Annotated in this window: 12 protein-coding genes; all 12 read left to right on the top strand. The window is 44.3% G+C overall.

Translation table 11 applies throughout. The annotated features are described in order from the left end of the window. Nucleotides 1-70 precede the first annotated feature (70 nt). The 12 genes from ptsP to rpsB all read left to right on the top strand — a co-directional run bounded on the left by ptsP (nt 71) and on the right by rpsB (nt 13,940). On the top strand, nt 71-1,687 hold the full coding sequence (ptsP, locus tag MUB50_RS11630; protein WP_118623707.1) for a phosphoenolpyruvate--protein phosphotransferase: 1,617 nt from the start codon (nt 71-73) through the stop codon (nt 1,685-1,687). A 256-nt stretch (nt 1,688-1,943) separates the two neighbouring features. Continuing rightward, the gene (locus tag MUB50_RS11625) at nt 1,944-2,813 is read left to right on the top strand and encodes a DegV family protein (protein ID WP_244791156.1); all 870 of its coding nucleotides are present in this window, start codon (nt 1,944-1,946) and stop codon (nt 2,811-2,813) included. A 39-nt stretch (nt 2,814-2,852) separates the two neighbouring features. Next, complete coding sequence (argS, locus tag MUB50_RS11620; protein WP_118623711.1) at nt 2,853-4,619, top strand: arginine--tRNA ligase; 1,767 nt, start codon at nt 2,853-2,855, stop codon at nt 4,617-4,619. Between the two features lie 251 nt (nt 4,620-4,870). Then, nucleotides 4,871-6,136, top strand: coding sequence for a serine/threonine protein kinase (locus MUB50_RS11615; protein WP_244802542.1), 1,266 nt, complete (start codon nt 4,871-4,873; stop codon nt 6,134-6,136). Beyond that, nucleotides 6,114-7,022, top strand: coding sequence for a hypothetical protein (locus MUB50_RS11610; protein WP_118623715.1), 909 nt, complete (start codon nt 6,114-6,116; stop codon nt 7,020-7,022). The genes MUB50_RS11615 and MUB50_RS11610 overlap by 23 nt, the downstream gene beginning before the upstream one ends. Before the next feature lie 46 nt (nt 7,023-7,068). After that, complete coding sequence (locus MUB50_RS11605; protein ID WP_118063528.1) at nt 7,069-7,716, top strand: HAD family hydrolase; 648 nt, start codon at nt 7,069-7,071, stop codon at nt 7,714-7,716. Between the two features lie 32 nt (nt 7,717-7,748). Continuing rightward, complete coding sequence (locus MUB50_RS11600) at nt 7,749-8,543, top strand: CPBP family intramembrane glutamic endopeptidase (RefSeq protein ID WP_244791154.1); 795 nt, start codon at nt 7,749-7,751, stop codon at nt 8,541-8,543. A 279-nt stretch (nt 8,544-8,822) separates the two neighbouring features. After that, nucleotides 8,823-9,197 carry a GntR family transcriptional regulator gene (locus MUB50_RS11595; RefSeq protein ID WP_015524662.1) on the top strand — a complete coding sequence of 125 codons (375 nt, stop codon included), beginning with the start codon at nt 8,823-8,825 and terminating at the stop codon, nt 9,195-9,197. After that, nucleotides 9,190-10,092 (top strand): ABC transporter ATP-binding protein, encoded by a 903-nt coding sequence (locus MUB50_RS11590; protein ID WP_118623717.1) that lies wholly within the window; start codon nt 9,190-9,192, stop codon nt 10,090-10,092. The genes MUB50_RS11595 and MUB50_RS11590 overlap by 8 nt, the downstream gene beginning before the upstream one ends. Further along, nucleotides 10,067-12,250: a DUF6449 domain-containing protein gene (locus tag MUB50_RS11585; protein ID WP_118623719.1), complete on the top strand. Its 2,184-nt coding sequence runs from the start codon at nt 10,067-10,069 to the stop codon at nt 12,248-12,250. The genes MUB50_RS11590 and MUB50_RS11585 overlap by 26 nt, the downstream gene beginning before the upstream one ends. Further along, nucleotides 12,250-13,017: a pseudouridine synthase gene (locus tag MUB50_RS11580; protein ID WP_118623721.1), complete on the top strand. Its 768-nt coding sequence runs from the start codon at nt 12,250-12,252 to the stop codon at nt 13,015-13,017. The genes MUB50_RS11585 and MUB50_RS11580 overlap by 1 nt, the downstream gene beginning before the upstream one ends. 179 nt (nt 13,018-13,196) lie before the next feature. Then, nucleotides 13,197-13,940 (top strand): 30S ribosomal protein S2, encoded by a 744-nt coding sequence (rpsB, locus tag MUB50_RS11575; protein ID WP_044960678.1) that lies wholly within the window; start codon nt 13,197-13,199, stop codon nt 13,938-13,940. Nucleotides 13,941-13,972 lie beyond the last annotated feature (32 nt).

Below are 13,972 nucleotides of genomic sequence, written 5' to 3'. Positions count from 1 at the left end.
CAGAATCTCAGGATCATGTGCTATAATACATCATAAGTGGGCAAATATTAAAACAGAAGGAGATAATTTCATGAAGGTTTTGGAAGGTAAATCTGTATTTTCCGGTATTGCGATCGGTAAGATATCAATCCTCCAGAAAGTTGACGCCAGTGTTAAACGTGTTCACGTGGAGGATCCGGAAGAAGAGGTAAAGCGTGTGGAGGCAGCCAGAGAGCAGGCTGTGGCACAGCTTCAGAAGCTTTATGACAAGGCTCTTCAGGAAGTTGGAGAGTCCGGAGCGGCAATCTTTGAGGTTCATCAGATGATGCTGGATGATGATGACTATCTGGATTCCATCCACAACATTATCCGTACAGAATCTGTAAACGCAGAATATGCGGTTGCAACAACTGGTGATAACTTCTCATCAATGTTCGCACAGATGGACGACGATTATATGAAAGCAAGAGCAGCTGATGTGAAGGATATCTCAGACCGTCTGGTACGGGTGCTTTCCGGCCATGGAGATGGAGAGCTTGAAGCATCCGAGCCGGTGATCGTAGTTGCAGAGGATCTTGCACCAAGTGAGACTGTACAGATGGATAAGAGCAAGGTTCTTGCTTTTGTCACAAGAAAAGGCTCTTCTAACTCACATACTGCGATTCTTGCGAGAACCATGAATATTCCGGCGCTGATCAATATTGAATACGATGAGTCCATGGACGGTAAGATGGCAGTCGTAGATGGAAAGAGCGGAAATCTGATCGTTGAGCCGGATGCAGAGATCCTTAAAAAATATGAGGATATGCGTGTCGATGAACTTGCACAGCGTGCAATGCTCAAAGAACTGAAAGGTAAAGAAACTGTTACCAAGAGCGGCCGTAAGCTCCACCTCTATGCCAACATCGGAAGTACAGGTGATGTTGCGAATGTGCTTGCCAATGATGCGGAAGGCATCGGACTTTTCCGGAGTGAGTTCGTATACCTGGAGAAAGAAGATTATCCTACAGAGGAAGAACAGTTCCAGGTTTACAAGACTGTAGCTCAGAATATGGCCGGCAAAAAAGTTATCATTCGTACTCTGGATATCGGAGCAGACAAGCAGATCGATTATTTTAATATGGCGCATGAGGAGAACCCTGCAATGGGATATCGTGCGATCCGTATCTGCCTGGACCGTCCGGAAGTATTTAAGACACAGCTGAGAGCACTTTTCCGCGCAAGCATGTTCGGAAATATTTCCATCATGTATCCGATGATCATCTCTGTAACAGAGGTGAAGCAGATCAAGGCCATTGTAGCAGAAGTGAAAGCAGAGCTTAAGGAACAGGGGATCCCGTTCCGTGATGACGTGGAGCAGGGTATCATGATCGAAACTCCGGCTGCGGTTATGATCAGTGATCTTCTTGCAAAAGAGGTTGATTTCTTCAGTATCGGAACCAATGATCTGACTCAGTATACACTGGCTATTGACCGTCAGAATGCAAAGCTTGACAACATTTATGATTCCCATCATGAGGCAGTTCTCCGTATGATCCAGATGGTTGTGGATAATGCACACAAAGAAGGTATCTGGGCCGGAATCTGCGGTGAGCTTGGTGCAGATACTACACTTACTGAGAGATTTGTAGAGATGGGACTGGACGAGTTGTCCGTATCTCCGACATTTGTTCTTCCGGTTCGAAAGATCGTTAGAGAGATGAAATAAAACACAGATCATAAATAGATAAGGATATTTTTGATAAATAGTGTGACAGCTGCTGTGCATAAATATTTGTATGGCAGCTGTTTTTTTAGTGGTAATATTCTGCGGGATTTTCATGGAAAATTTCCAATTGTGGTATAGAAAAAAATATGATACACTAACATCATGGCTTTTTACAGCAGTTCAAAGAATTAGTCCATCAAGGGCTGATGCATTAATTCTTTGAACTGTGAGATAACAGACCAGGAGGAGAGAAAGAATGGGCAAAATTGCCATTGTAACAGACAGCAACAGCGGTATCACACAGGCACAGGCAGAAGAGCTTGGCGTTTATGTGATCCCGATGCCGTTTTATATTAATGAAAAAATGTATCTTGAAGGTGTAACTCTTACTCAGGAAGAGTTTTATGAGAAGCTTAAGAAGGATGAACCAATCTCTACATCTCAGCCAAGTCCGGCTGATCTCTGTGATCTGTGGGACAAACTGCTGAGAGATTATGAAGAGATCATTCACATTCCAATGTCAAGCGGATTGAGTGCATCCTGTTCTACTGCGATGGGACTTGCTATTGATTATAATGGTCGTGTTCAGGTAGTGGACAATCAGCGGATTTCCGTAACACAGAGACAGTCTGTAATGGATGCTAAGATGCTTGCTGAGGCGGGAAAAAGTGCCGCAGAGATCAAGAAGATCCTTACGGATCAGAAACTCGATTCCAGCATTTATATCACACTTGACACCTTGAAATATCTGAAAAAAGGTGGCAGGATCACACCGGCAGCCGCAGCCATCGGAACAGTTCTGAATCTGAAGCCTGTACTTCAGATCCAGGGAGAGAAGCTGGATGCCTATGCTAAGGTTCGTGGCAAGAAGCAGGCCAAACGTGCCATGCTGAAGGCAATGAAGAATGATTGGGAAACACGTTTTAAGGAATATGCATCCGACGGTGAGATGTGTCTTCAGGCTGCTTATGCAGGAAATCTGGAAGAAGCAGAAGAATTTAAAAAAGAGATCCAGGAGGTATTTCCGGGAATGGAGATAAATATGGATCCCCTTTCCTTAAGTGTTGCCTGCCATATCGGTTATGGTGCCCTTGCAGTCGCATGTTCAAGAAAAGTGACATTATAAGCATAAAATACAGAAATAAAGATATGAGGAGTTTGAAACATGAAAAAGATTATGGAACAGATGGCGGAAGAACTTTCCGCCGCATTTGAAAAAGCAGGTTATGATCCATCCTACGGAAAAGTTACTGTTTCCAACAGACCGGACTTATGTGAGTATCAGTGTAACGGTGCTATGGCAGGAGCCAAAGCATATCACAAGGCACCGTTTATGATCGCTGATGATGTGGTAGCACAGCTGTCAGACAGCCGGATCTTTTCCAGAGCAGAAGTTGTAAAGCCTGGATTTATCAACCTGGATGTGAAACCGGAATTTGTTGCAGAATACATGAATAAGATGGCAGAGGATGAGAAGCTTTCTGTTGAGACTGCCAAGGATCCGAAGACGATCATTATCGACTATGGCGGACCAAACGTTGCCAAGCCGCTTCACGTAGGACATCTCCGTTCTGCGATCATCGGTGAGAGCATCAAGCGTATCGGACGTTTTGTAGGACATAAGGTGATCGGTGATGTACATCTTGGAGACTGGGGCCTTCAGATGGGACTGATCATCACCGAGCTGAAACACCGGAAACCGGAGCTGGTATATTTTGATGACAGCTTTACCGGTGAATATCCGGCAGAGGCACCGTTTACCATCAGCGAGCTGGAAGAAATCTATCCATGTGCCAGTGGGAAATCAAAAGAGGATGAGGCTTACCGTAATGAGGCACTGGAAGCAACCCATCTTCTTCAGCAGGGCAAACCCGGATACATGGCTCTCTGGAACCACATCATGAATGTATCTGTAACAGACCTGAAGAGAAACTACGCGAACCTGAATGTAGACTTTGACCTCTGGAAAAAAGAATCCGATGCACAGCCGTACATCCCGGATATGGTAGAGGATATGAAGAAGAGAGGATTTGCCTATGAGGATCAGGGCGCTCTTGTTGTAGATGTAAAAGAAGAGAATGATACCAAGGAGATCCCTCCATGTATGCTTCTGAAATCAGACGGAGCTTCTCTCTATACAACCACAGATCTTGCTACTATCGTAGAGCGTATGAAACTTTTTCAGCCGGATGAGATCCTTTATGTTGTTGACAAGCGTCAGGAGCTGCATTTTATTCAGGTATTCCGCTGCGCAAGAAAAACTGGTCTTGTAAATCCGGAAACCAAGCTTTCCTTCCTTGGTTTCGGTACCATGAATGGAAAAGACGGTAAACCGTTTAAGACAAGAGAAGGCGGTGTTATGCGTCTGGAGAACCTGATCGCAGATATTGATGAGGAAATGTATCGTAAGATCGTGGAGAATCGCAGTGTAAAAGATAAAGATGCAAAGGATACTGCCAAGATTGTAGGGCTTTCCGCGATCAAATACGGAGATCTTTCCAACCAGGCGACCAAGGATTACATCTTTGATGTTGACCGCTTTACATCCTTTGAGGGAAATACAGGTCCGTATATCCTTTATACTATCGTTCGTATTAAGTCGATCCTGAACCGTTATGTGCAGGAAGGAGGAGATTTAAGTGCAGGTAAGATCCTTCCGGCAGTCAATGCCAGTGAGAAGAACCTGATGCTTCAGCTTTCCGGCTTTGCAGCAATGGTTGAGAACGCTTTTGAAGAAAAAGCACCACATAAGATCTGTGCATATATCTATGAGGTATCCAATGCATTTAACAGCTTTTACCATGAGACTAAGATCTTAAGCGAAGAGAATCAGGCACAGAAGGAATCCTTCCTTCAGTTGCTCCAGCTTACAAGAAGAGTACTTGAGACAAGCATCGATCTTCTTGGATTCTCTGCACCGGATCGTATGTAAGGTATAGTTTTGCAGATACAAACACTATAAATAATGACAGACCGCCGGATAAAGAGACATTTTTTGTCTGCTATATTCGGCGGACTTTTTATATAGAAAGTTCTTTGCAAAAGGAACAGGATGTGCTATAATAGAGCTCATCTTAAATGAGGGCAGATCACGAATTTCTGCCTGACTATAAGTTGTCTGATTTTTTTCAAACCGGAATTCACCGGATTATCCCAAATCAATAAGAAATGTAATCATAAATATTGTCTGACAGAAATGAGAGGAAGGTGGTCTGTCTGATCGGAAATGTTCTGAAAGAACGTTATTGTATTGTGGAACAACTTGGACATGGCGGAGGTGGAAGCCTTTATCTGGCAAAAGATATGGAGCTTGGTATCTGTCGTGCAGTGAAAGAGATACCGATCGCAAAGAAAAAAGAAGCCAGACTCATGCAGTATCTGGAATATCCTGCAATACCGAAGATTATCGATTATGTGGAAACAGGGGAGAACTGTTATCTGATCATGGAATATATCAAGGGTCAGTCGCTGGGAGAACTTCTCCGTTCAGGGAAACGGTTTTCTTTACGGGAAATCCTTGCTCTGGGAAAGGAGATTGCCAGAGTATTGGAATATCTTCACAGTCGGAAGCCACCGGTCTGTTACGGGGATCTGAAACCGGATAATCTTATGTTTTCTGAAACCGGGCATCTGTATCTGATAGATCTTGGAAGTGCCATGTTCGATCATGGAAAAATAAAACAGATTTGTGAAGGAACGAAAGGCTATGCGGCGCCGGAGCAGTATCAGGGCTACTTAAGACCGGGAAGTGATATTTATGCTCTGGGGAAGACCCTGGAAAAACTTTGCAGAAAAAAGAAATGGCAGTGGATTTTATATCCGGATTTTTTCTGGTTTCTGTTCCGATGTACCAGAAAACAGGAAAAATACCGATATTCAGATATGTCAGTGGTTCAGAAGAAAATCCAAAAGCTGGAAAACAGATATCGGACGATCACCTGGAGAAAACGATTTTTGGAAGCGGTAGCTGCGGGGATTCTGATAGGAACACTGCTTTTGATAGCAGGAACACTGAAACCGGAAGAGTTTTCTATTGTGATCTCAGAAGTAACAGATTTATATTACGAAGCCAGACAGTATCCGGAAGACTCAAAAGGTCGGAAAAAGTGCTGTATTGAAGCAGAAAAGAAACTGCAGAAGTTAAACAGAAATTATGGAGAAAAGGAGCAGCAGCGTCGTATTGAACTGCTGCTGGCATGTAATGCGGAGCTTTTGGATGAACCGGAAAAAGCAGCTTTGTATTATGAAAATCTTCTTCTGTATGATGCAGAATATCCTGTGGCCTACGGAGAATATGGGATGTTTCTTATTCGGACCGGTCAGAAAGAGGCCAGCAGAAAGTTGTGGGAAGATTATAAAAAGAAAGAAAAAGCAAAATTATTGGATGATAGTGAGAGCAGAAATCTGAAGCTTTGGGAGGAGATCAATGAGAAAAAGAAGAGAAAGTGATCAACAAAAACCAAAAGAAACGGAAATCTCCAGTGAGAGAATCTGTTGTATTGTTTTGTTTCTGGTGGTCTTATGCAGCTGGATGATTCCTTCTAATGCTGTTTATGGATTTGATGTGTCAGGGATGGACAGTTTTGATACCGGCGGATTTGATATGAATGTGGGAGAAGGAACCGGACAGCTGCCGGAAGACTGGGAAGAAAGCTATGCAGGAGAAGGAAGTGATGACAGTAATTGGAACAGAGAAGAAGGAAATACTGAGGAGCATTCCGCTGCCTGGGCAGAATCAGAAAATGATCAGGAGGAGTCTGCACAATGGAATTTAGATTTTCAGACAGATGAGGCACGTTCTCAGGAAGAAAGCCTTATGGAAAATGGAAATATTCCGGAAGAAGCAGATATAGCTGATACGCCTGCGGAAAAACTGACGGAAACGCCGATACCAACAAAACTGCCAATACTGACTGAACAACCGATCCCTATACAGACAGTGGCAGCAAGTCCATCTGTAACGTTGACTCAAAAACCAGTTCGAAAGTCAGCAACAGATGCATCAAAGGGGGAGAAGAAGCAAAATCCGGCATTATCTTACTATCAGACAGAACCAACAGGAACGCCGGATAAGAAAAGAGAAAAAGAGCAAAAACCGGTGATCCGAATGAAAACAGACGGTAACAGGATCCGGATAGAGATCAGTCCGGATATTCCGTTCCAGATCCTTTCATTTCGGATCAATGGAAAAGAATGTGATTTTTACTGGCAAGGAAAAAAGCTTCTGGCGGAATTACCGAAAAAAAGCAGAAATTCCTGGAAAGCAGAACTCCTGGGTTTTGTGAAATCCGGTAAGCTGTACTATGAAAGCATGGACTTACCAGAAAAACAGTGATACAATAGGCATACTTGCTGATTATTTTATACAATAGGAGGAATTTATGTATAAGGCAATCTTTTTTGATCTTGACGGAACACTAACAGAATCCGGAGAGGGGATTACGAAATCCGTACAGTATGCACTGGAGAAGCTTGGAGTTTCAGCACCGGATCTGGAGCCACTGAAAGTTTTTGTGGGTCCGCCGCTTCTGGAACAGTTTATGAAATATGCGGGATTTGATAAAGAGACAGCGCAGAAGGGAATTGAATATTACAGAGAGAGATATTCAGAAAAAGGAATGTATGAGAACACTGTTTATCCGGGCGTGGAAAACACTCTGGCAGAACTGAAACGTCGTGGCTACAGACTGGCTGTGGCGTCTGCGAAACCGACCTTTTATGTGACACAGATCATGGACCATTTTAATCTGAGTCGGTATTTTGAGGTGATTGCCGGGACGGATCTAAATGGACCGAAAGTAACCAAATCCCAGGTGATCGAGGAAGCTCTGGAAAGAATGAGTCTTTCTGATCACCGTGACCAGGTGATCATGGTGGGTGACAGAGAACATGACATTCTTGGAGCCAGACGATGCGGGATCCAGTGTGTGGCTGTATCTTACGGATATGGAAGCAGAGAAGAACTGGAAAAGGCACAGCCTCTTCAGATCGTAGCTTCCGCAGATGAACTTCTGAATTTTTTCGTCTGACCCCTCTGCACAGACAGAATATTTTTCAAATAGTGTGGAGGGAGCTTTATCCGGCAGGAATCCATTATCTTATCGGACAGATCCTCGGAAGTGCCGTGCTTCTCTGGCTGGCAGGGCATGTCGGCAACGTACAGGAAAGGTATTATAGTTATACGCTGGTGATCACCGGACTTACCGGAGTGCTGGTCATGTTTCCGGCAGTATATTTTTATCGAAAGGATCGTATAGGAAGGCTGATCGGCGGTTTGACTTCCGTTGAGGAACAACGGCTATCTATTCCTGAAATGCTGCTTCTTCTTGCAGCTGGAGCCGGATTTGCCCAGTATGCCAATGTGCTGGTGGCGATCCTGCAGAATTGGATCTCATCCAGCTATGGAGAAACGATGACGAAGATTACCTCAGGAAAGAGTTTATTTATGATGATCTTCTGGATGGGGATCATAGCACCTGTTGCAGAAGAAATGATCTTTCGCTGGCTGATCTATCTGCGACTTCGGGATCACTTTTCAGTGCTGGTTTCCGCTGTGATCTCTGCGGCGTTTTTCGGAATTTATCACGGAAATGTCCTGCAGGCTGTGTATGCGTTTGTTCTGGGAGGAATTTTTGCGTGGTTTCTGGAGATGGGCGGTAATAAGTGGACCAGCGTGCTGATGCACATCGGAGCCAATACCTGGATACTTATTTTCAGTGAATACGCCCAGACTCTGGTGGAAAAATCCGGAGCAGGAAACCTTCTGATGATCTATGGTGTTTTTGCGGCAGCGATGGTCGGAGGATATCAGTATTTTGCACGCCGGGGAGAAAAACGTGGCTACCGGGCTGTCTGATCCGATGTGAATCACGAATGTCTGCCTGCTACTGGCTCAGGCAGAGTGATAGATAAATATTTGCTTTACAGAGAATCTGTAGTGGGATCATAGTATAGGGATGCCATTACAGATTTTTTTATAAAAATATGTCGGAATCTTTTTTTGCCGGTAAATTTATACAGATTTTATATTTATTTAAGAGACCATTTCTTGCGTATCTTTGTATCACGTGCTATTATAAGTGTATTAAAAGAATTAATACACTTAATACGCAGATTACAGAGAAAGGAGCATCGTATGTTATTCTTGGACTATCAGGACAGACGTCCCATTTACGAGCAGATCGTAGAGAAATTCCGGATGCTGATCCTGTCAGGAGCTGTGGAGCCATCTTCCAAGATGCCGTCTGTGCGGCAGCTGGCCGTGGAATTATCCATCAACCCCAATACCATCCAGCGGGCATATATGGAACTGGAGCAGCAGGGGCTGATCTGTCCGGTGAAGGGAAAAGGCAGTTTTGTCACAGACAGCAGCAGGATCAGGCAGATCGGTATGGAAGAAACCTTAAGTGAGCTGAAAAAGATCACAGAAAAGGGAATGGCTCTGGGAGTAGGGGAGGAAGAAATGATCGGTGTGATCCGCTTATGCTATAAGGAGGGAAACAATGATTGAGATAAAAAACTGCAGCAAAGCTTTTGGTAAGATACAGGCAGTAAATAAGGTCACCATGGATATCGGGGAACGGGAGGTTTTTGGACTGATCGGTTCCAACGGTGCGGGAAAAAGTACTCTGCTTCGTATCATGGCCGGGATCATCCGTCAGGACAGAGGAGAGGTGCTGATGGATGAAGAATTGGTTTTTGAAAATGAAAGGATCAAAGAGCATTTTTTCTACATCCCGGACGATGCATATATTCCGACAAATTACAATGCTCTGGACATGGCAGAATTTTACCGTTGTATTTATCCGGGATTTCAACAGGCACGTTTTGAGACAATGATGAAGCAGTTTCATCTGGATGGAAAACGAAAAATCAGCACTTTTTCCAAGGGAATGAAGAAACAGCTTCTGGTGATCCTGGGAATCAGTACAGGAACGAAATATCTGTTTTGTGATGAAACCTTTGATGGCCTGGACCCGGTAATGCGCCAGGCAGTAAAAAGTATTTTTGCATCGGAGATCATGAGTCGTGAATTTACGCCGGTGATTGCTTCCCATAATCTCCGTGAGCTGGAAGATATCTGTGATCACATCGGGCTTCTTCATCAGGGAGGAATTCTCCTTTCCAGAGATCTGGAGGATATGAAATTCCACATCCATAAGATCCAGTGTGTACTTGCTGACAAAAAGAAAGAAGAAGAATTAAAGAAAGAGCTGGATGTTTTGAAAACAGAGCATCAGGGCTCCCTGCTGCTTATTACTGCAAGGGGAACAAGAAGAGAGATCATGGAGAAGATACAGGCAAAAAATCCTCTTTTCTGCGAAGTGCTCCCACTGACTCTGGAAGAAATATTTATCAGCGAAACGGAGGTGGCAGGCTATGAAGTCAAAAATTTATTCCAGTGAGTATATGAAATCCTCTTCTAAAGGACAAAGATGGATCCCAGCATTTGCCATGGTCGCATTTCTCCTTGCATTTCCGGTAGCGGAACTTATTTTGATGGGAAAATGGAATGAGCGCAGTTATACTCAGAGTCAGCTTTCCTATCTGTATTCCAGCCTGTGGAGCAGTGACTTTCTCACAATGGGAGCAGCTGTGGCTGCGGTAACCGCATTTTTTGCAGCAGTAAGCGGCTTCTGGTATCTGTATTCCCCGAGAAAAGTGGATTTCTATCACAGCCTTCCGGTAAAGCGAAGTGCACTGTTTCTGCACAGAGTATTGTTGGCTGTTCTTTATTATCTGGTGCCATATGTGATCATGGAATTTGCTGCGGTATGCATCGGGGCAGCCAGAGGATATTACAGCCTTTCCATTATGAAAAAGGCACTGATCCTGTTGGTTCTCCATCTCCTGATGTATCTTCTGGTGTATTTTTCCACAGTGCTGGTGATCGCCTGCACCGGTACCATGTTGATGGGAGCACTTGCATGGGCAGGGCTGTTTACCTACAGTATCGTTCTGGCAGTGATGCTGCAGTTAAGCGGACATTTATTTTTTGATACCTGGTACGAGGGCAATTACGGAATTCTGGCAGCAGTGCGGAATCTGGGATCTCCTCTTATGGCGATCGTAAGCTTTATAGATAGATACAGCAGCGGAAGCTTTGGAAAGCAGTTGTTGATACTGATCCTTACGCTGTTTATCATGGCAGCACTTTCCTGGATGGCATTTTGCAGACGAAGGTCAGAGAATACCGGAAAAGCTCTGGTATATACCTGGATGGAGCCGGTCTTAAGTGCCCTGATCACAATACCATCCGGACTGGGGATCGGTCTGATCTTTTATATGATTCCGGAAGATTCATCCAAAACAGCATGGTGGATCTTCGGAATGATATTGGGAACGATCCTGGTCCATGGAATTCTGGAAGTGATCTACGAAATGGATTTTCGCAGATTTTTCTGCAGAAAAGTGCAACTTATGATCTTTGGAGGTGTTGTGGCAATCTGTGCGCTGACCATGAAAATGGATCTTCTGGGATATGACAGTTATTTTCCGGCTTATGACAATCTTCAGGGAGTTGTGATAAATGTAAGCAATCTTTCATATACAGAGCAGCTTTGCAATGTGGAAAAAAAAGAAGACGGAATCTATAAGATCCGGTATACTGCCACCTCAGACAATAGTTCTGGTCTGGTGGATCAGCCGGTGATGAAAAGTAAAGCATTATATAACAGTCTGGAGGATATCAGGCTTCAGAATGAAAAAGGAAAAAAATCAGGAAAGCGCGTGTATGTGCGCTACATAAATAAACAGGGATTCAGTGTATGCAGAGGTTATAATGTATCCTCTGCACAGGCACAGAATCTTATGGAAGCCCTGTATGATGAGCAGACATGGAAAGAAGACAGATATTCATTTTTCCAGCTGGACAAACAGTATCTGAAAGAGGTCACCGGTACTTTCTGTGACGGAGATATTCAAACATTATTTGAGAAAAATGCAGAGAAGCGTCAGGCGCTGGCAGAGGCGCTGAGAAAGGACATTTTGGAAAACGGCGGTCAGACAGTAAAAGACCAGCCATGCGCAATGCTGATGTTCGATTATGCGGGAATTCCGTCAGAAGGATACATAGATGAATGGGGAATGAATGTACCGGCTGTTCAGGAAGGAGAGAGGGTGTCTACATCTGTTCTGGTGTATCCGGCATATAAGAGAACACTTGCAATTTTGGAAGAAACAGGATATCCTCTTTCCATGGATGAGCTGTCTGTTGAGTATATTAATGTTTATTACTTCAGCTCCGAAGCTGCCGGCGAAGATGATGAGGTTTTTTCCGACATTGAGCCTGTTTCGGATCTTGAAGAAACAGAGAACGGTTATAAAGTCCGTTACGATAAAAAGGAACAGCTGGAAACCCTGAAAAAGTGTATTCGCCCATCACAGCTGGTAAACGGATGGACTATCTGGAATGCAGATGTCACAATGGAAGTGGTTTTGGAAGGACAGGAGAGCACCGACGGGGATTCCGGACTTTATATGATATTTGCCGGTGAGATCCCGGATTTCATCAGAGCAGATGCAAAGGCAGCCCATGTAACAGAATGGGAGGTAAATGATTAATGGAAAAACCAGTCCGGCTGGATAAATTTCTGGCAGATGCCGGCGCAGGTACACGAAGCGAGGTAAAAAAATACATACAGAAGGGTCAGGTGCAGGTTAACGGGAAATCTGTGAAGAAACCGGAACTGAAAGTAGCAAAAGAAGATCAGGTGGTTATGAACGGGCAGGAAATTCATGCTGCACCGGAATATGTATACTATCTTTTTAACAAGCCGGCGGGCTGTGTCAGCGCAACGGAGGACTCCAGAGATAAAACGGTTCTCGACTATATTGAAGAGAAAGACAGAAGAAAGGGTCTTTTTCCGGTGGGACGCTTGGATAAAGATACAGAAGGCTTTCTTCTGATCACAGATGACGGTCCTCTGGCACACGAGCTTCTTTCTCCGAAAAAGCATGTGGATAAGACCTACTATGCAAAAGTATCCGGGAAAGTGACAGAAGAAGATGTCGTGAAGCTGGCAGAAGGCGTGGATATCGGGGAAAAAGATCTCACACGACCGGCAAGGCTGGAGATCCTTTCTACCTGGGAGTCCGGTACAGAATCTGCAGAAGCCGGTAAGAACTGGGAATCTGAGATCCGACTTACCATCCACGAGGGAAAATTCCATCAGGTAAAACGGATGATGGAGGCACTGGGAAAAAAAGTAACTTATTTGAAAAGACTATCCATGGGGCCGCTGGCGCTTCCTTCAGATCTTCCGACAGGAAAATATCGTTCGCTCACCGAAAAAGAGCTGGAGCTTCTGAAGTCTGCCGGAAACCGCTGAAAAACAGAAAAAAATTGGAAAAATCCCCTTTACATAAGGGGATTTTCTATGCTATAATTCAGAAGTTGCAAAAATAAGCACGCACGGCGATTCTATAAGGATGGTGCCCTACGGTGTGAGGATGGGTCCAGAGAGAAGGCGACCTGTGCGGAAGAATTTAACCAAAAAGGAGAAAAGACATGAGCGTTATTTCAATGAAGCAGCTTTTAGAGGCAGGTGTTCATTTCGGACATCAGACAAGAAGATGGAACCCTAAAATGGCTCCGTACATCTACACAGAGAGAAATGGTATCTATATCATCGATCTTCAGCAGTCTGTAGGAATGGTTGACGATGCTTACAATGCAGTAGCAGATATCGTTGCCAACGGTGGACACATCCTTTTCGTAGGAACTAAGAAACAGGCTCAGGATGCTATCCGTACAGAGGCAGAGCGTTGTGGAGAGTTCTTCGTAAATGAGAGATGGCTTGGTGGTATGCTTACAAACTTCAAGACAATCCAGAGCCGTATCGCAAGACTGAAAGAGATCGAGACAATGGAAGCTGACGGAACATTCGACGTACTTCCTAAGAAAGAAGTTATCGAGCTTCGCAAAGAGCTTGTTAAGCTTCAGAAGAACCTTGGCGGAATCAAAGAGATGAAGAGAATCCCGGATGCTATCTTTATCGTAGATCCTAAGAAAGAGAGAATCTGCGTACAGGAGGCTCATACACTTGGAATCCCGCTTATCGGTATCTGCGATACTAACTGTGATCCGGAAGAGCTTGACTATGTGATCCCGGGAAATGACGATGCTATCCGTGCAGTAAAACTCATCGTTTCCAAGATGGCTGACGCTGTTATCGAGGCTAAGCAGGGAACTGCTGAGGCAGATGGCGAGATCGAGGCTGAGTCTGAGGAGTTTGCAGCTACAGAGGAATAATTCGTATAAACAGAATATTTCAGGAGGAAACG

Origin of the sequence: Blautia sp. NSJ-140 (assembly GCF_022868965.1) — a bacterium.
Taxonomy (GTDB): domain Bacteria; phylum Bacillota; class Clostridia; order Lachnospirales; family Lachnospiraceae; genus Blautia_A.
Note: the sequence above shows the minus strand (reverse complement) of the source record. Positions and strands in the feature narration are given on the sequence as shown.

Coding starts and splice junctions, on each gene's coding strand:
- ptsP (WP_118623707.1), top strand. CDS start 71: ATGAAGGTTTTGGAAGGTAAATCTGTATTTTCCGGTATTGCGATCGGT.
- MUB50_RS11625 (WP_244791156.1), top strand. CDS start 1,944: ATGGGCAAAATTGCCATTGTAACAGACAGCAACAGCGGTATCACACAG.
- argS (WP_118623711.1), top strand. CDS start 2,853: ATGAAAAAGATTATGGAACAGATGGCGGAAGAACTTTCCGCCGCATTT.
- MUB50_RS11610 (WP_118623715.1), top strand. CDS start 6,114: ATGAGAAAAAGAAGAGAAAGTGATCAACAAAAACCAAAAGAAACGGAA.
- MUB50_RS11605 (WP_118063528.1), top strand. CDS start 7,069: ATGTATAAGGCAATCTTTTTTGATCTTGACGGAACACTAACAGAATCC.
- MUB50_RS11595 (WP_015524662.1), top strand. CDS start 8,823: ATGTTATTCTTGGACTATCAGGACAGACGTCCCATTTACGAGCAGATC.
- MUB50_RS11590 (WP_118623717.1), top strand. CDS start 9,190: ATGATTGAGATAAAAAACTGCAGCAAAGCTTTTGGTAAGATACAGGCA.
- MUB50_RS11585 (WP_118623719.1), top strand. CDS start 10,067: ATGAAGTCAAAAATTTATTCCAGTGAGTATATGAAATCCTCTTCTAAA.
- MUB50_RS11580 (WP_118623721.1), top strand. CDS start 12,250: ATGGAAAAACCAGTCCGGCTGGATAAATTTCTGGCAGATGCCGGCGCA.
- rpsB (WP_044960678.1), top strand. CDS start 13,197: ATGAGCGTTATTTCAATGAAGCAGCTTTTAGAGGCAGGTGTTCATTTC.